Raw genomic sequence first — 19,124 nt, 5'->3', positions numbered from 1 at the left:
CATTACTTAACTGAGTATTAAAATTAGCTATTATTAATGTGTTTTTTAGAACTTTTACTCGATCCTTATAATTACTTCGGTTACATAGTTACGGTGGTATAAGCTAATACGTACATTGCGTTCTTGATAATTACAATAAAGGGTTTTGTAGGTATTATTACCTTTAAATTTTATTGCGAATAAGATCACGAACAATAAAACGTCCTGGATGAATTGCTTGGCTTACACGCTCACTTAGTGGGCGAGGTTCATTGTTTAAACTACTAATTAAGTGCTCGGCAGATAACGGTGCACTGCATAATGCTCGCGCGCCAAAGCCGGTAAAAATATGTAGGCCCTGTTGTGGTTTTTCTAATGGCTGATATTGATAGCGCTTGCCCAAACGTAAATTAGCAAATGCACGTGTATAATCAGTTTGCTCCACCCATTCACCGGCCATTGGTAAGTGGTCAATAAAACTACAGCGAACAGCGGCTTTGGCTGAGCTAATATCGCCTAAGCTAGTGGCAAATTCAGTGTTGTTATAAAAACTCAGTAATTGCTCGCGGTTAGTGTGGTTGTCTTGCTCGGTCACTTCACGGCTTTTGCTATTTTTTTCAAAGGTGGCGCCCATACAATGATGATCTAAATAAGCGGGAGTAAAATAACCTTTGTGACACAATACAGTATTAAGTTTACGTGATTGCTCGCTTGCCTGAACATGTGACACTTGGCCGCGAACGCCAACAATGGGAAGTGTTTTGGTTTGCGTAAATGCATCACTGTGCTCACCAGTACAAATAATCACATCGCTAAAGGGGCCAAATGTTTGCTTTTGCGTGGTTAAGTACCAACCATCGGGTTGTTTAGTAAATTGCTCAATATGGCAGTTAAATAGGCTTTCAAACGCATTTAATTGTTGTGCGGCATCTAACATTGCACAAACTAACTGCGGGGGATTAACCCAGCCGCCTTGTTCAAAAAATACCCCCGAGTAACCTGTTTTAACCCCAGCGATAGCATCACCCTCATCAGCAGTTACATTTCGCATAAGCTGCTCTGGCCACAGTTGTTTATCTGCGAGGTTTTGATGGCGATCTGCCAATGGCTGTTTTACTGCATGTTGTAGTACACCACACCACTGGTGATCAAACAAAAAGCCATTGTTGATTAATTGATTATAAAGCCGCTTTGCGTATAAAAAACTATGGGCAAATAATTCACTATGTGGCGAGTTTTTTGCCTGTAAGTGCGGATACACAGCCCCTTGTACATTGTGCGATGCCCCCATTGCGGGTTTTTCATCTTGGCAAAATAAGTGGCTTTTTATGCCACGTTTTGCGAGGCTATAAAGGATGCAACTGCTCGCTATACCTCCGCCAATAATAGCCACACTTGAAAGCGGTGAGGGGTGATGCTCAAAATAGGCGGGGGCTGATTGTTTTGGGTTGGCTTGAGCAAGTGTGCCAATTAGCATTTCACGCTTTCGGCCAAAGCCTTTGGCTTTTTGCATGCTAAAGCCTGCCTCGTTTAGTCCTCTGCGCACAAACCCCGCAGCGGTAAACGTGGCTAATGTGGCATTGCTTCTGGAAATATCAACCATGGCGTTAAATACACTTTGCTGCCACATGTCGGGGTTTTTACTTGGCGCAAAGCCATCTAAAAACCACGCATCAACCAGCCCACTTTGTGGGTAGCTCATACTATTAATACATTCCAGTACGTCGCCAAAGTAGAGGTCGAGGGTTACACGGCCATTGGCAAATTCAAGTCGGTGGCAGCCATTTAAATTAATCGGATAGTGGGCAACGAGTTGGTCGCTCAAATGGCTTAAACTAGGCCAAGCTTGCAAGGCTTGTTTTAAATCATTTACGCTAAGTGGATATTTTTCAAAAGAAATAAAATGTAATCGCTGCACTGTATTTGGCTGTTCATATTGAACTTGTAGGCACTGTAAGTGGTCAGAAAACTGCAGCCATGCATTCAAAAAGTTAAGCCCAGTACCAAAACCGGTTTCGGCGATAACAAAGTGTTCACGGTCATGATTTTGTAACCGTGTATCTATACTGTTTTGTTGATAAAACACATAATGCGATTCAGCAAGGCCGTCGTCATTAGAAAAATAAACATCGTCAAAGTCATTGGCAACTGGTGTGCCTAAGTCGTTAAAGTGTATATGGGCGTTTTTTATCATGACCAATTCAATTTATAGATAATTTTTTAATTATTTTACGTGTTTTCTTTGAAATAGTCTGGCGTTATTTATAAGCTGTAGCTTCAGAGTACAAGTGTACGCTAGAAAGCTGACCACTTAGATGATTAAATTCGCGTAAAATAGAACACAATTAAGTATTAAGCTAAGGGAATTACCCATGAGAAGAGCCGTAATAACAGGCATCGGTGTTGTATCAAGCATCGGCAATAATAAACAAGAAGTATTAGAGTCACTAAAAGCGGGTAAAAGTGGTATTGCTTTTAATCAAGAATTTGCTGATTACAAATTGCGTAGCAATGTATCAGGTAAAATTGATATTGATGTTAAAGAGCATGTTGATCGTAAAGCAATGCGCTTTATGGGCGATGCGGCGGCTTACTCTTATATTTCAATGGCGCAAGCGATTGAAGATGCGGGTCTTAGCGACGAGCAAGTATCAAACGAGCGTACTGGTTTATTAGTTGGCTCTGGTGGTGGTTCATCAAAATGGCAAGTAGAAGCGGCTGATATTCTTCGTGAAAAAGGCGTTAAGCGCGTTGGCCCTTACATGGTGCCACGTACTATGGCAAGTACCACCTCTGCATGTTTAGCAACGCCGTTTAAAATTAAAGGTGTTAACTATTCAATTAGTTCTGCGTGTGCGACTTCTGCGCATTGTATTGGCCACGCGGTGGAACAAATTCAATTAGGCAAGCAAGACGTTATTTTTGCAGGCGGCGGTGAAGAGCTTCACTGGACGTTAGCAATGGAATTTGACGCTATGGGCGCGCTTTCGACTAAATACAACGACACACCTGAAAAAGCATCACGTACTTATGATGCAAACCGCGATGGTTTTGTAATTTCAGCCGGTGGCGGTATTGTGGTTGTTGAAGAACTTGAACATGCACTTGCTCGTGGCGCGCATATTTACGCTGAAATTACCGGTTACGGCGCAACCTCTGACGGATACGACATGGTTGCCCCATCGGGCGAGGGTGCAGCACGTTGTATGCGTCAAGCTATGCAAAACGTTGACAGCATTGATTACTTAAATACCCACGGTACATCAACACCGGTAGGTGATGTTAAAGAGCTTGGCGCTATTCAAGAAGTATTTGGTGGTAATTCGCCAATGATCAGTGCCACTAAAGCAATGACAGGCCATGCACTAGGTGCTGCTGGTGTACACGAAGCTATCTTTTCATTATTAATGCTTGAGCACGGTTTTGTTGCGCCATCTATCAATATTGATGAGTTAGATGAACAAGCGGCAGGCTTGAATATTGTAACTGAAGCAAAAGACGTTGAACTAAACACGGTTATGTCTAACAGCTTTGGTTTTGGCGGTACTAATGCCACGCTAGTAATGAGCAAATACAAAGGTTAAGTTAACCGTTACCTATTTTAAAGCCGAGCAAAATGCTCGGCTTTTTCGTTTGTGCTAATAGGGGGTTGTTCGTTACAATAGCGCCTCATTTCGCCAAACGGACTCACAATGAAAATTCTTGCCGATCAAAATATGCCTTTAGTTGAGCAATTCTTTAAAGATATGGGTGAGGTTGAACGATTTGATGGCAGGCAATTAACTCCTGAACAACTTATCGATGTTGATGTACTGCTTACCCGCTCAGTTACTCAAGTTAACAGTGACCTATTAGCACAGGCGAATAAGTTAAGCTTTGTAGGTACCGCTACGATTGGTGTTGATCATATTGATACCGATTTACTCAACGCAAAAAATATTGATTTTACCAGTGCGCCTGGCTGTAATGCCATAGCCGTAGCTGAGTATGTAATAAGTAGCTTATTTGCATTAAGTCAAGAAAATGCCAGCCCGTTAAGCGGTAAAACAATCGGTATTGTGGGTGTAGGTAATATTGGCAGTTGCCTCGCGCAAAAATTAAAAGCACTGAACGTTAATTTACTCTTGTGCGACCCAATTAAGCATGAGCAAGGGCTATTAACCGAGCATGTTGAGTTAGATGAGCTATTAGCGCAGTCAGATATTGTCACTTTTCATGTGCCGTTGGTTAAAACGGGTAAACATAAAACCCTACACATGCTTGATAAAACACGCTTAACTAAACTTAAATCTGGGCTGACTTTAATCAACGCCAGCCGAGGTGATGTAATTGATAACCAAGCCTTGCTTGAAGTAATGCAAGCCGGAGCAGAACTCGATTTAGTGCTGGATGTTTGGGAAAATGAACCTAATATTTTAACTGAATTACTGGAACATGTGCGCTATGCCAGTGTTCACATTGCAGGGCATACCCTTGAGGGTAAAGCGCGAGGTACGCAAATGTTGTACCAGCGCTTATGTGAGCTAAAAGGGGTTAACGCAATAAAATCGCTTGATGATTTTTTACCGCCTCCTGCGATTAAAAAAGTCACCCTAGAAAGCAGTTTTAGCGAAACAGATATAGCCCGTTTAGTGCATTTAGTTTATGACGTACGCCGTGATGATGGCATTTTACTACGTCACTTGGCCGATGAAGGCTTTGACAGCTTACGAAAAAACTACCCAACCCGCCGTGAATTTAGCACTGTGATGGTTGAAGGTGATAGCACCGAGCTTGCCGTACTTGCCCAGCTTGGCTTTACCACAGCAAACTAATTTAATTAGCGCGGTTGTTTTAACCGTGCTTACAGAGGATGAAATATGTCGCAAAAATATAACGTTGCCGTACTCGGCGCTACTGGCCTTGTTGGTCGTCAAATCATTGAAACTTTGGAAGATCGTAAATTTCCGGTCGATCAGCTGTTTTTATTAGCAAGCAGCCGAAGTGCCGGCGAAGATATAAAGTTTCGTGGTGAGAGCATAGAAGTACGCGATGTTGAAGGCTTTGACTTTAGCCAAGCGCATATCGGCTTATTTTCTGCTGGTGGCAGTGTGTCTGAAAAGTATGCCCCGATTGCTGCAGACGCAGGCTGTATTGTTATTGATAATACCTCACATTTTAGAAATGACTTTGAAGTACCGCTAATTGTGCCAGAAGTGAATGCAGCGAGTTTAGCTGATTTTAGAAACCGTAATATAATCGCTAATCCTAATTGCTCAACTATTCAAATGATGCTTGCGCTTAAACCTATTTATGATGCCTACGGTATTGATCGTATTAACGTTTCAACCTACCAAGCAGTGTCGGGCGCAGGCAAAGAAGCGGTTGATGAACTAGCAAAACAAACAGCTAACTTAATGAATGCACGCCCAATGGAAAACGACATTTTTCCTAAGCAAATTGCGTTTAATGTTATTCCGCAAATCGATAGCTTTGAAGACAATGGCTATACACGCGAAGAAATGAAAATGGTAAACGAAACGCATAAAATTTTAGGCGATACGACCATTGCAGTAAACCCGACTTGTGTTCGTGTACCGGTGTTTTTCGGTCATTCTGAGTCAATTAATATAGAAACGCGTATGCCTTATGACTTTGAGCATGTGAAGCAATTATTGAGCGATGCACCGGGTGTTGAGCTAATTGATGATGCGGGTGATTACCCAACGGCTGTTTCAGATGCCAGTGGTAACGACACTGTTTACATTGGCCGTTTACGTGCCGATATTTCACACCCACATGGATTAAATATGTGGGTAGTAAGTGATAATACCCGTAAAGGGGCTGCAACCAACAGTGTGCAAATAGCAGAAGAACTCATTGCTAATTATATGTAATTAGCCTGAAGACAGTGATAATCCAATAAACGGCAAACCAAAGTGGTTTGCCGTTTTTTTGTGCTTTAATTGCCATTTTTTTGCCACTTACAAACAGCTGCGGTGTAAACACTTTGATAAACAACATAAAATTATTTTTATCTAGATGTTTAAGGTATTTATTTTCAATGCGTTGCGATGGATATTATGGCTTAACTGGTTTATAGTTTGTAACTGGAATAGAGCTTGCAATAAAAATAGATTGTAATAAAAATGTGCGTTAGCTACGTGGCTAACAACGGCAAGAATAATCAATGTTTAAGCGCCAATTCAAAGCGCTGTGTTAACATTTAAACATTAAAGGATCAGCATGCGCGGTTTCGTTTCACTTATTATATTAGCGTCTGCACTGATGGTAACGACTGTTTACTCTCAAGACAGTACTCAATTAAGAGGGCCTAAAGGCGCAGATTACGGCGCACAGGGGCGTTCTATTGGGCCAATAAAACCAACCGATACACTTTGGCGCATTGCCGTTAAGGTTCGTCCTGATAATTCAGTTAGCATTTACCAAGTTATGCAGGCCTTGTATAACAAAAACCCCAACTCATTTTTAGAACAAAATTTAAATCATATGCGAAGCGGTTCTTACTTAAAGATACCTACTTTGGCAGAAATTAGACGAGTAAACCCGCAATTAGCTAAGCAACGCTCTGAGCAAGATGATGACCTGTGGGAAAAAAAGAAAAATGGTACGCTTACTCAAGCAGAAATTAATTCAGCTCAAACACAAGTAACCCAAGCCCGCAAAGCAGACGTTGATGAAGCCAAAAAAGAATTACAACAAGAATTAAAAGAGATAAAAACAGACCAAGGTAATAAATTAGTTGAGCTTCAGCAGCAGTTTAAAAGTTCAGTTAGCAACGTAGAAGAGATCTTAGTTGAAAACAACAACCTAAAAAAACAGCTTACAGGTATTTCAAACGAGTTAGAAAACGTTCGCTTACAGCTTGGTCAAGACAGTGAAATACAGCAACAGTTAAAAGAATTAATCCTTAAGCAAAATGAGATTATTGCGCAGCAAAAATTAAAAGAGGTAGAGCAAGAGAGTGAATTTAGCTTTGCCGCGCTACTTTCGAATCCTTTAGTGCTGATTTTATTAATGACCATTCCGGCTTTATTGATCATTTTTGCCGTTGTTATGTGGTTGCGTAAGCGTAGTAATAATCAAGAGCCTGAAAGTGACGATGATGAGTTTATTCCTCAAGCTCCAGCGTTTACTGATCCAATAAATGAAGAGCCAGAGCCCATTCTTGATGAAGAAGCGCCAGCTCCCGATCCGCTTGATGATATAAGCGTGCAATTAGACGACAACATGGATGACGTGTTACTCGATGATGATGTGGCATTTAACGATGATCTCGATGATGACAGTCTACTAGATCAAGATGAGTTAGAAAGCTTACTCAATGATGATGTTGTTTTTGAAGACGAAAATACTGAAGACGATGAACTTGATGTTTTCATGCAACAGGACTTTGATAGTTCCGATGGCGATGATACAGGTGATGCTATCGACCTTGATGAGTCAGATGACATTTTAAGTTCGGATGACCTAGATAGCTTGTTTGATGAAGAAGATGACGATGCTCTGCCAGATGAACCTAAAGGTGAATCGAACGATGATATGGCAGCACTTAGTGAAGAACTTGCTGAAGAGGGCGAAGACTTTAACATTGACGACTTGCTTGATGAGAATAATGAACAAGCAGATGATGTAACAGCACAAGCTGATGATGACGATGAGTTTGATATAGACAGTTTACTCGATGCTGAGCAACCAGTAGCTCAAAGCGAAGAGCCTGATATCGATAGTTTAGTTGAAGAAGATGACGAGTTTGATATTGATGACTTGCTTGATGCTGAGCAACCGGACGCTGAGGCTCAAGGCGAAGAGCCTGATATCGACAGTTTAGGAGAAGAAGGCGACGAGTTTGATATTGACGACCTACTTGATGCTGAGCAACCGGACGCTGAGGCTCAAAGCGAAGAGCCTGATATCGACAGTTTAGTAGAAGAAGGCGACGAGTTTGATATTGACGACTTACTCGATGCCGAGCAACCGGCTACTGAAACTCAAAGCGAAGAGCCAGACATCGACACTCTAGTTGATGAAGACGATGAAGTTGATATTGACGACTTGCTCGATGCTGAGCAACTAACTACTGAAGCTCAAACTGAAGAGCCAGATATCGACAGCTTAGTTGATGAAGACGACGAAGTTGACATTGATGAATTGCTCGATGCTGAGCAACCAACTACTGAAACTCAAAGCGAAGAGCCAGATATCGACAGCTTAGTTGATGAAGACGATGAAGTTGATATTGATGAATTGCTCGATACTGAGCAACCAACTACTGAAGCTCAAACTGAAGAGCCTGATATCGACAGCTTAGTTGAAGAAGACTATGAAGTTGATATTGATGGTTTGCTCGACGCTGAGCAACCAACTACTGAAGCTCAAACTAAAGAGCCAGACATCGACAGCTTAATTGATGAAGACGAAGTAGATATTGACGATGTACTAGATACTGAACAACCTGAAAGTGATGTTCATGATTCTGAAATAGATCATGCATTGGCGGACTCAATTGAAGATTTAACTGACGCGCAAGAAGAGTTAAATAGTGAAGATGTAGAATCTATCGCTTCATCTTTTGCTGAGCCAGAGGTTGCAGCTGAGACAGAAATTGCAGCAGAGCCTGAACTTGAAGCAGAGCCTGAACTTGAAGCAGAGCCTGAGCTTGAAGCAGAGCCTGAGCTTGAAGCAGAGCCTGAGCTTGAATCAGAGCCTGAAATTGAAGCAGAGCCTGAGCTTGAAGTAGAGCCTGAACTTGAAGTAGAGCCTGAGCTTGAAGCAGAGCCTGAACTTGAAGCAGAGCCTGAGCTTGAATCAGAGCCTGAGCTTGAATCAGAGCCTGAACTTGAATCAGAGCCTGAGCTTGAAGTAGAGCCTGAACTTGAAGTAGAGCCTGAACTTGAAGCAGAGCCTGAACTTGAAGCAGAGCCTGAGCTTGAAGCAGAGCCTGAGCTTGAAGCAGAGCCTGAGGTTGAATCAGAGCCTGAAATTGAAGCAGAGCCTGAGCTTGAAGTCGAGCCTGAGCTTGAATCAGAGCCTGAGCTTGAAGTAGAGCCTGAACTTGAAGTAGAGCCTGAGCTTGAAGCAGAGCCTGAGCTTGAAGCAGAGCCTGAGCTTGAATCAGAGCCTGAACTTGAAGTAGAGCCAGAACTTGAAGAAGAGCTAGAACTTGAATCAGAGTCTAATGTCGGATCAGAAGATGATTTTACCGATACGTCTTCTAATTTACTCGATCCAGAAGACGCGCTTGATGAGTACAACAATGAAAACCTTGATAGCGTTGATGATTTACTGAGTGAGTTAGAACAAACAAGTGATGATTATGTAGAAGCACCTGATTGGTCAGTCGATGGCTTAGACGAGCAACCTGAACCAGAAGCTGAGCTTGAACTTGAAGCCGAACCTGAGCTTGAAGCAGAACCTGAACTTGAAGTCGAGCCTGAGCTTGAAGCCGAACCTGAGCTTGAAGCCGAGCCTGAGCTTGAAGCAGAACCTGAACTTGAAGCAGAGCCTGAACTTGAAGCAGAGCCTGAGCTTGAAGCAGAGCCTGAGCTTGAAGTAGAACCTGAGCTTGAAGTAGAACCAGAGCTTGAAGCAGAACCTGAACTTGAAGTCGAGCCTGAGCTTGAAGCCGAACCTGAGCTTGAAGCAGAACCTGAACTTGAAGCAGAGCCTGAACTTGAAGTAGAGCCTGAGCTTGAAGTAGAACCAGAGCTTGAAGTAGAACCAGAGCTTGAAGTAGAACCAGAGCTTGAAGTAGAACCAGAGCTTGAAGTAGAACCAGAGCTTGAAGTAGAACCAGAGCTTGAAGCAGAGCCAGAGCTTGAAGCAGAGCCTGAGCTTGAAGTAGAGCCTGAACTGGAAGCAGAGCCTGATGTTGGATCAGAAGATGATTTTACCGATACTTCTTCTACTTTACTCGACCCAGAAGATGCGCTTGACGAATACAACGATGAAAACTTCAAAAGTGTCGATGAGCTTTTAAGTGAGCTTGAGCAAACAGGCGATGAGGATGAACAAGTACCTGATTGGTCAATGGATGACTTAGACGAGGATCTTGATGAAGAGGAAATTGATTTAGGCGATGACCCGCTTGCTGGCGATATCCAAAGCAACGATTTATCGACAGAAGACGATGAGCTATATGAGCCTGAAATAATCACCCCAAGTGAAGAACTTGAGGAGTATCCTGAGTTAGAGCTTGATGATGAACTGTCTTTATCAGATGAGGAGCAACAATCACTAACTCCAGAAGAGCTACAAGGTGATAATTTAGATGGCGATGCTACAGGTATGTCACCTAGTCAGGCAGAGCAAGATCTCGCTAATGCTCTATCAGCAGGTAACGACCTCGATAGTTTAGAAGATGATTTTGATGATGAGCTATTACTTAATAATGAATTTTCAGAGTTAGATATAGAGCAAGCTCTAGATAATGAAGTTTCAGAGTCTACAGATCTGACTGAACAAGCTGCAGATGAGCAAGTTGTTAGCTCTAATGATGATTTTGACGATGATCAACTTGATGCGTTAACAGAGTCAGCTGAATTTACCGATCAGCAAACAAATGCTGATCGTGAAGCTGATTTAACGCAAACGTCAGTACCGTCAGAATCAGAAATGATTTCAGATGATGAGCTTGATGATGAGTTCATGGCTGATTTAACACAAACAGATTTTGATTCATTACTGAATGAGTTAGCTGAACCTGATGATGTTGATTTAAGCGATAGCAGTGAATTCGATGTTGATTTTAATAGCTTACTTAACGAAGATTTAGCTGATGATAAAGCACCATTGTTGCAAGAGCCCATTGAGCAACCTGAGGTTACTGAGCCATTAGATCAAGATGACTTTGTTGATATTGATGCATTACTAGAGCAAAGTGATGATGCGGATATAGATCACGAACCCTACACCGACGTCGATATGGATGTTGGTTTGGGTGACTACGATTCATTACTTGCTGGTGATAACCCTATGGATGTTGATACTCAAAGTGGTGGTTACTCGGCAAAGCTTGATCTTGCTCACGCATATATAGAGATAGATGATGCTGACTCGGCAGTTAAAATTTTAGATGAGATTATTAATAATGGCCCAGACGATGTGCAAGAAGAAGCACAAAATCTAAAAGCTAAGCTGAAAAACTAACAATAGCTAATCCTGAAAAGGATATCTGAGCTGTAAAACCCGTTATTGGTTAACACTAATAACGGGTTTTTTGTATCGCATAGTTAGGAACCTTAGTTCGCTGCTTTTATTGGAACGCCATATAGCATAAAATGCAGCGTCGATTAGCACAGTAGGTAAAGCAGTAATTATGCGAGTAGCACTTGGAGTAGAATACAACGGCGCGCGTTACAGTGGTTGGCAGCGTCAATCTCATGTAAATAGCGTACAACAAGAAGTAGAAAAAGCGTTGTCGCGCATTTGTAATCATCCGGTTGAAATTGTATGTGCAGGGCGCACCGATGCCGGCGTGCATGGCACTGGTCAAGTTGTGCATTTTGATACCCATGCTGATCGTGAAATGGTGGCCTTTACATTAGGCATGAATACCTTATTACCAAAAGACATTGCTATTCGTTTTGCCCAGCCTGTGGTTGAAGACTTTCATGCTCGCTTTAGTGCAACTGCTCGTCGTTATCGTTATGTGATTTATAATTATGCGTTTCGTGGTGCGGTATTAAATGAAGGTGTTACCCATTTTCATCATCCTTTAGATGAAGTGAAAATGCAGCAGGCTTGCCAATATTTATTAGGTGAGCACGATTTCACCTCGTTTAGAGCGCTTCACTGCCAAGCTAATACGGCAACGCGAACGATTCATCATTTATCGGTACAGCGCCAAGGTGCTTATGTCATTATTGACATTAAAGCCAATGCGTTTTTGCATCATATGGTACGTAATATTACCGGGTGTTTAATGGATATCGGTTTACATAAACATGAACCAATTTGGTTAAAAGAGTTGCTAGATCTTAAAGAGCGTGCCAAAGCGAGCGCCACAGCAAAAGCGGCGGGTTTATATTTAGTAGATGTTGATTACCCAGAACACTTTAATATTCCTAGAACGCCGTTGGGGCCATTGTTTTTAGCCGATACCGATATTTAAAAGGTAATCAGGTGGTTATTTTTATACGCTATTATTCGTAGGGCTAACTACTAAGACCAGTTTTTTATACCGTGATAGCGTAATTCATGTTTTAATTGGAAAAATTTGTTTGCATGGTTAACATGTAGACTCGCGACACAGAACAGCATTAAGAGAGTTGCAAATGAGTTGGCTAGAAAAAATCTTACCAAAAACGACTAAATCTTCAGGTCGTAAAGAAATTCCAGAAGGTGTATGGGCTAAATGTACGTCATGTGATTCAATTTTATATAAAGCAGAATTAGAAAAATCACTAAATGTATGCCCTAAGTGCGACCATCATATGCGTGTTAGTGGTCGTAAGCGTCTTGAACAATTTTTAGATGACGGTGACCGTCATGAATTAGGCGCTCAACACGAACCCAAAGATGTGCTTAAATTTAGAGACTCTAAAAAATACTCAGATCGTATTAATGCAGCTCAAAAGTCAAGCGGTGAAAAAGACGCACTGGTTGCAATGAAAGGAAACCTAAAAGGTATTCCGGTTGCTGCAGTTGCATTTGAATTCTCATTTATGGGTGGCTCAATGGCATCGGTTGTAGGTGCTCGCTTTGTTGATGCGGTTGACCAATGTTTAGAGCATAATATGCCGCTGATTTGTTTTTCTGCATCGGGCGGCGCGCGTATGCAAGAGGCGCTAATGTCACTTATGCAAATGGCTAAAACCAGTGCCGCACTTGCTAAAATGACCGAAAAAGGCCTACCGTTCATCTCGGTAATGACTGATCCAACAATGGGTGGTGTATCAGCATCATTGGCAATGCTTGGTGATATTAATGTTGCAGAGCCTAAAGCTTTGATTGGTTTTGCCGGTCCGCGTGTTATTGAACAAACTGTGCGTGAAACACTGCCAGAGGGTTTCCAACGCAGTGAGTTTTTATTAGAGCACGGTGCAATTGACATGATTATTGACCGTCGAGAAATGCGCGATACGCTAGCACGTATCTTAGCAAAATTTATGAACTTGCCTTCTACGGAACAAGAGCATAGAGTAGCGTAAATTTCAGCTTTACTGATTACATGCTATGACAAAAACAATTCCTAGCCAATCATCAAGCCTTGATGATTGGCTTTGTTATTTAGAGAGTGTTCACCCTGCTAATATAGAAATGGGTTTAGAGCGCGTTGCTCGTGTTGCTAACAACATAGAGCTTTTAACTTCCTCAAGTAAAATCATTCTTATTGCAGGCACCAATGGCAAAGGAACAACGGCACGTTGTTTAGAGTCATTATTATTAGCCCAGGGTTATTGTGTTGGCACCTATGCTTCACCTCATTTAGTTCGCTACAATGAACGTGTACGTGTTAATGGCGCAGAGCTTGACGATCAATACCATGTCGATGCGTTTAATTTACTAGAGCAAGGACGTGGTGACACACCATTAACCTATTTTGAATATGGCACCTTAGGCGCGTTGGCAATATTTAAACGCTTAGAAGTTGACTACGTGTTGTTAGAGGTCGGTTTGGGCGGGCGTTTTGACGCGACTAATATTGTTACCCCATTTGCCAGTGTGATCACCACCATCGATTTAGATCATAAAGAATATTTAGGTGATACCCGTGAGCTAGTGGCTTATGACAAGGCGGGAATTTTTAGAGAGAGTACTCCGGCAATTATTGGGGATTTAAATATTCCGTATACAATGACCGATTATGGCAAAGAAATTAACGCTAATATGGTGCTATCGGGTAGCGACTTTATTTTTAAAGAGTATGCGCAGAGTTTTAGTTGGCAATTTAAAGCACATAAACTCGAGTTACCTAAACCGGCCATCCCGTGTCAAAATGTGGCCACTGCGTTAACGACCTTGTCGGTGCTAGATTTATTACCAAGTGATGAAGTGATAACTCAGTGCATAGCTAACTTAGTGGTAGAAGGGCGCTTTCAACAATTAAGTGAGTCGCCATTAGTGTACACCGATGTGGCACATAACCCTGAATCGGCACGTTATTTAGCAACTAAGTTAGCAAGCTATAAAGATAAAGGCTTTAAAATTCATGCATTAGCCGCTATGCTTGCTGATAAAGATAAAGTCGGTGTGCTTAAAGAAGTGGCTGATGTGGTAGATGAATGGTCGTTGGCTAGCTTAGATGTCCCGCGAGGGGATAGTGCAGCTCATCTTCAACAGGCGCTTTCAAGTATACCCAATAGTCATTTTAAACAGGGTTATAGCAACGTAGAGGTAGCATTGGATGCTATTTTGCCAAGCCAGCCAAGTAATACACTTTTGATTGTATTTGGCTCATTTTTTACCGTGGCTGGCGCTATTCATTACTTTAAAAAATAGAGAGGATGTCGGTGAACTCAGGTTTTATTAATCGCTTAGTCGGAACAAGTATTGTGGTGATCGCAGCAATTGTGTTTATTCCCAATATACTCGATGGTGAAAAAGTGCACTATAAAGAAGGCTTTAAAGCGATTCCAGAACGCTCTGAGTTCAAGACCATTGATTTACAAGAATCAATTGATCAGCAAGTGGCAAATGCAGAACCATTAAAAGAGGATGAAATTGAAAATATTCAGCCTGATGATGCTGCATTTGAGCAACAAAACAGCTCTGCTAAAACTGACGTTACTGCACAGCCAGCAATGGTTGAAGCAGTTATAGCCGATACAAAACAAGGCACAGTCACTACCGGGCAAGATGATGCTATGCGTAATACTGATGAAAACCTAACAAGTATGGCGTATGTCATTCAGCTTGGTAGTTTTTCTCATGCGGCAAATGTAAAAGCGTTGCAGGCAAAGCTAAAAACGAAAGGTTTTAAAAGCTTTACTAGGCCAATTAAAACGCCAAATGGTACGTTAACTAAAGTATTTGTAGGGCCGTCATTAAGTAAAAATGAGCTGCAGTCCCAACTTCCCGCACTGAAAGAACTAACTAAACTAAACGGTAAAGTTACTCAATTTGAAGTGGCAAAATAACTTAGTCATTAATAGGTAAATGTGTTTATCAGCTGATATTACACATTTATCTATTCCCTGAACTATCCTCACTTCTAGCCTACATATTTCACGCTATTTTTTATCTAAAAACTGCATGTTTTTACTCATCTGCAATCTCACGCTTAAACTTGCATCACGAGGAGGTTTAGGTATAGAATGCGCCCAAAATTAGCGACTATTTGGTTCTTATGATCTGGGTTGATTACGCCATTCTTGGCATTATTGCACTCTCTACCATCATCGGTTTAATACGCGGCTTTGTTAAAGAAGCTATGTCATTAGCGGTATGGGCAGGGGCTTTCATCATCTCCAGCTTATTTTATCAATATTTAGCTTCCTTCCTAACATCCATTTCTGAACCCCTTTTAAGAAATGCGGCGGCCATTGCCATATTATTCTTTGCGACGCTATTGTTAGGCGGTTTACTAAACTATATTTTAGGTGAGCTTGTACAGCGAACCGGATTATCCGGCACAGACCGTGTTTTTGGTCTGGTGTTTGGTGCTCTTCGAGGCGTGTTGGTCGTGAGCGCGTTACTCTTCTTTCTTGATGCTTTTACTGGTGCGCCTAATACGCATTGGTGGGGCAACTCCATTTTGATTCCAGAATTTGGCTTTGTAGTTGAATGGTTCTTTTCGTACCTAGAAAACAACTCGAGCTTTTTAAATTCAGTAAACCGTTAATCGGCGAGGATAAATTACATGTGTGGTATCGTTGGAATAGTCGGAACATCGCCAGTTAATCAGGCGATTTATGATGGCTTAACCGTTTTGCAACACCGTGGCCAAGATGCTGCGGGTATCATAACTATTGAGAACAATACATTTAGCTTGCGCAAAGCAAATGGCCTAGTGAAAGATGTGTTTCACACTCGTCATATGAAACGTTTGCAAGGCAACATTGGCATTGGCCATGTGCGCTACCCAACGGCGGGCTCTTCAAGCTCGTCAGAGGCTCAGCCGTTTTACGTGAACTCTCCTTTTGGTATAGCACTTGCCCATAATGGTAATTTAACCAATGCAGAGTCGTTAAAAGAGCAGTTATTTTCAGAGGCACGTCGCCATGTTAATACCACCTCTGATTCTGAGATTTTACTTAACATCATGGCACATGAGCTAAGTAAGTCAGACAAACTAAAATTAGACCCTGAAGATATTTTTACCGCGGTTACTGAAGTTAACAATAAAGTGACGGGTGGTTATGCCACTATTGCCATGATTATTGGCCATGGTATTGTGGCGTTTCGCGATCCAAATGGTATTCGTCCTCTTGTATTTGGTAAACGTGAATCTGCTGCGGGTACTGAATATATGTTTGCCTCAGAAAGTGTAGCGTTAAAGCCAGATGGTTTTGAGTTTATCCGTGATGTTGCCCCAGGCGAAGCTATTTATGTGACGGAAAAAGGCGAGTTTCATTCTTTTGCCTGTGCAGATAAAGTGTCTTACTCACCGTGTATTTTTGAATTTGTTTACTTTGCGCGCCCGGATTCAACCATTGATCGTATGTCGGTTTATGCTGCACGTGTAAATATGGGGACTAAACTAGGCGAGAAAGTAGCACGTGAGTGGGCTGATAAAGACATTGATGTCGTTATTCCTATCCCAGAGACTTCGTGTGATATCGCTTTAGAAATGGCACGCGTGCTTGACTTACCTTACCGCCAAGGCTTTGTTAAAAACCGCTATATTGGCCGTACGTTTATTATGCCAGGCCAAGAGCTACGTAAAAAATCGGTACGTCAAAAACTCAATGCAATTGACCGTGAGTTTAAAGGTAAAAATGTCCTACTTGTTGATGATTCAATTGTACGTGGTACTACCTCAGCACAAATAGTTGAGATGGCACGCGAGTCTGGTGCTAAAAATGTTTACTTTGCGTCAGCGGCACCGGAAATACGCTTTCCAAATGTATACGGTATAGATATGCCATCGGCGGCTGAACTCATTGCACACGGCCGTGAAGTTGAAGATATTAACCAAAGCATTAGCTCTGATGGTTTAATTTTTCAATCATTAAGCGATTTAATTGCAGCAGTTAGCCAAGAAAACCCTGAAATCACTAAGTTTGAAACGTCAGTGTTTGATGGACAATACATTACTGGCGACGTTGATCAAGACTACCTAAATCGTATTGATAAGCTACGTAACGATTCTGCTAAAAGCACCCGCGAAAACGCGATGTCGTCTGGTTTAGAAATACATAACCAAGATGAAAACGAATCTGATTAATAGTGTAGTTACAGTCTAATAGTTATATTAACTGTAAATAAAAAAGGAGCTTAATCGCTCCTTTTTTGTTTTTCAAAAACTAATTTTTTATGTAAACATAGGGCTGATTATACCGTTGGTCCATAGCATGGCGGTAAGTGCTAAAATGATAACCAGCAAAATGAGTCCACAGGTTACAACAGAGCTTGCATAAATAAAGCCGCGCTCCTGCGGAATGTGCATTAAAATAGGGACGCCGGTATACAGTAAATAAACTGAGTAGGCGAGCGCCACTAATCCAACACACACCACAAACCATAACTCAGGCCAAAAAGCAGCCAATGCTGACATAAACACCGGTGTAGCGGTATACGCTGCCAGCTCGATAGTTTGGGTAAAGGTCGGTTTAGCACCGAAAGTAACCGCCATCCAATGCGCTAAATAGGCCAGTGCAAATACACCGCCAATTAAAGCAACATACATGGCTGCGCCAATCATCAGTGCGCTTTCATGGGTTAAAAAAACGGGGTTACCTGTGCCTATACTCCAGCCTAAGTAAACCGATGAGTAGTACCCCATTACGGAGGGAAATAAAGCGATAAGCAAAATGTGCGATAAGCTGTAAGTTAAGCTTTCGTGACGGTTATCAATTGTTTGCCACTCTTCGAGTGGGTGGGCGTATAAGCCCCATAGGTGATTTAGTATCATTGCGTGCTCTCCATAAAGGATAAGTTACTGTTTGGTTATAGTTGGTTTGTTTTTATACAGTCCATTTAGTTATGGTTCAGTAACTAAGCAAAGTCAAGTTATCCACATGCCTGTAAGAGCTGCGTGTGTTTATTTTATTCAGAACATTATTTCGTGTTAAAATGCGTAATCGCAATTTTTAGCAATGAGTAGTCAGCGTGCCACATAGTCAGCTTTTAGAGCCAATTAACAACTTTTTATTATGCCGTACCCCTGATGAGTGGGTTGAACAGGCGACCAAAAAAGAAAATTTATCCATCATATTAATTGATCATTTAATTTGTGAGCTAAAAGCGGCGCAAAGTGCGATGTTTTTAATTCGTAAGTATGCAGTAGATAAAGACAGCAGTGATGCACTGCTTGAATGGCTAAAACCGTTTGAAACGCTTATTTATAAACGTGAGGGGAATTGGCGTGATTTAGCGGCTAAAAATAAACTCACTAAATCTATTATTCCTAAATCTAACTCACCTTATGGACAAGACTTAATTGATAAAATGGTCATGCTAATAAAAGAAGAACTACATCATTTTTATCAGGTGCTGGAAATTATGGATGAATATGGCGTTGAGTATAAAAGCATTACGCCGTGTCGTTACGCCAAAGGCATGTTACGTAATGTTAAAACGTTTGAGCCCAATGCCTTAGTTGATAAACTTATTGTAGGTGCGTACATAGAAGCGCGCTCATGTGAACGTTTTGCTGCGCTTGCCCCGCATGTAGATAAACGCTTAGGGGACTTTTATATTTCATTGTTACGCTCAGAGGCTCGCCATTATCAAGATTACTTAACCCTTGCTCAAGAAATTGCTGATTTTGATATTACCGAGCGGGTAAAAGAATTTGCTGAAATAGAAGCGCAGCTAATTACATCGGACGATGAAGACTTCAAATTTCATAGCGGCGTACCTATTACTGCTTGCCAACAACCTGCATAATTTACACATAAAGCTGCTACTAACTAGTTAAACAACAAACTGTTGTAGCAGCTAATTTTAATTAAATTCTTTTTAAATTAGACACATCCAATACCCTCACCTAATATTAGAATAACTATTTAAATTATTTAACTTATTGCTTTGTAATTCAT

General features: G+C 41.5%; 13 protein-coding genes. 11 read left to right on the top strand and 2 right to left on the bottom strand.

Translation table 11 applies throughout. The features are described 5' to 3' along the window. Positions 1-163 precede the first annotated feature (163 nt). Complete coding sequence (gene mnmC / locus FLM54_RS10835) at positions 164-2,173, bottom strand: bifunctional tRNA (5-methylaminomethyl-2-thiouridine)(34)-methyltransferase MnmD/FAD-dependent 5-carboxymethylaminomethyl-2-thiouridine(34) oxidoreductase MnmC (RefSeq protein ID WP_178956375.1); 2,010 nt, start codon at positions 2,171-2,173, stop codon at positions 164-166. Positions 2,174-2,351: 178 nt separating this feature from the next. Here mnmC and fabB point away from each other — a divergent pair, with 178 nt between their 5' ends. The 10 genes from fabB to purF all read left to right on the top strand — a co-directional run bounded on the left by fabB (position 2,352) and on the right by purF (position 17,308). After that, the gene (fabB, locus tag FLM54_RS10830) at positions 2,352-3,563 is read left to right on the top strand and encodes a beta-ketoacyl-ACP synthase I (RefSeq protein ID WP_010388041.1); all 1,212 of its coding nucleotides are present in this window, start codon (positions 2,352-2,354) and stop codon (positions 3,561-3,563) included. A gap of 108 nt (positions 3,564-3,671) precedes the next feature. Then, positions 3,672-4,793 carry a 4-phosphoerythronate dehydrogenase gene (locus FLM54_RS10825; protein WP_178956374.1) on the top strand — a complete coding sequence of 374 codons (1,122 nt, stop codon included), beginning with the start codon at positions 3,672-3,674 and terminating at the stop codon, positions 4,791-4,793. A gap of 45 nt (positions 4,794-4,838) precedes the next feature. Next, positions 4,839-5,855 (top strand): aspartate-semialdehyde dehydrogenase, encoded by a 1,017-nt coding sequence (locus FLM54_RS10820; protein ID WP_010388045.1) that lies wholly within the window; start codon positions 4,839-4,841, stop codon positions 5,853-5,855. A gap of 349 nt (positions 5,856-6,204) precedes the next feature. Beyond that, complete coding sequence (locus FLM54_RS10815) at positions 6,205-11,127, top strand: FimV/HubP family polar landmark protein (protein ID WP_178956373.1); 4,923 nt, start codon at positions 6,205-6,207, stop codon at positions 11,125-11,127. A gap of 169 nt (positions 11,128-11,296) precedes the next feature. Beyond that, a complete protein-coding gene (gene truA, locus FLM54_RS10810; protein ID WP_178956372.1) occupies positions 11,297-12,091 on the top strand; it encodes a tRNA pseudouridine(38-40) synthase TruA in 795 nt (264 codons plus the stop codon). 163 nt (positions 12,092-12,254) lie between these two features. Beyond that, complete coding sequence (gene accD, locus FLM54_RS10805) at positions 12,255-13,130, top strand: acetyl-CoA carboxylase, carboxyltransferase subunit beta (RefSeq protein WP_008111068.1); 876 nt, start codon at positions 12,255-12,257, stop codon at positions 13,128-13,130. 25 nt (positions 13,131-13,155) lie between these two features. Beyond that, entirely contained in the window at positions 13,156-14,421 is a 1,266-nt protein-coding gene (gene folC / locus FLM54_RS10800) for a bifunctional tetrahydrofolate synthase/dihydrofolate synthase (RefSeq protein WP_178956371.1), read from the top strand. An 11-nt stretch (positions 14,422-14,432) separates the two neighbouring features. Then, entirely contained in the window at positions 14,433-15,059 is a 627-nt protein-coding gene (locus tag FLM54_RS10795; protein WP_178956370.1) for an SPOR domain-containing protein, read from the top strand. Between the two features lie 209 nt (positions 15,060-15,268). Then, entirely contained in the window at positions 15,269-15,763 is a 495-nt protein-coding gene (locus tag FLM54_RS10790) for a CvpA family protein (RefSeq protein ID WP_076919200.1), read from the top strand. An 18-nt stretch (positions 15,764-15,781) separates the two neighbouring features. After that, entirely contained in the window at positions 15,782-17,308 is a 1,527-nt protein-coding gene (gene purF / locus FLM54_RS10785; protein WP_138605386.1) for an amidophosphoribosyltransferase, read from the top strand. Positions 17,309-17,395: 87 nt separating this feature from the next. On the opposite strand, the gene FLM54_RS10780 is transcribed toward purF, so the two are convergent. Next, positions 17,396-17,995, bottom strand: a complete 600-nt coding sequence (locus FLM54_RS10780) for a Yip1 family protein (protein ID WP_033103997.1) — start codon at positions 17,993-17,995, stop codon at positions 17,396-17,398. A 197-nt stretch (positions 17,996-18,192) separates the two neighbouring features. Here FLM54_RS10780 and miaE point away from each other — a divergent pair, with 197 nt between their 5' ends. Further along, positions 18,193-18,972 carry a tRNA isopentenyl-2-thiomethyl-A-37 hydroxylase MiaE gene (gene miaE, locus FLM54_RS10775; RefSeq protein ID WP_178956369.1) on the top strand — a complete coding sequence of 260 codons (780 nt, stop codon included), beginning with the start codon at positions 18,193-18,195 and terminating at the stop codon, positions 18,970-18,972. Positions 18,973-19,124: the final 152 nt, after the last annotated feature.

Origin of the sequence: Pseudoalteromonas sp. Scap25 (assembly GCF_013394125.1) — a bacterium.
Lineage (GTDB): Bacteria > Pseudomonadota > Gammaproteobacteria > Enterobacterales > Alteromonadaceae > Pseudoalteromonas.
This window is presented reverse-complemented; position numbering and strand designations above follow the sequence as displayed.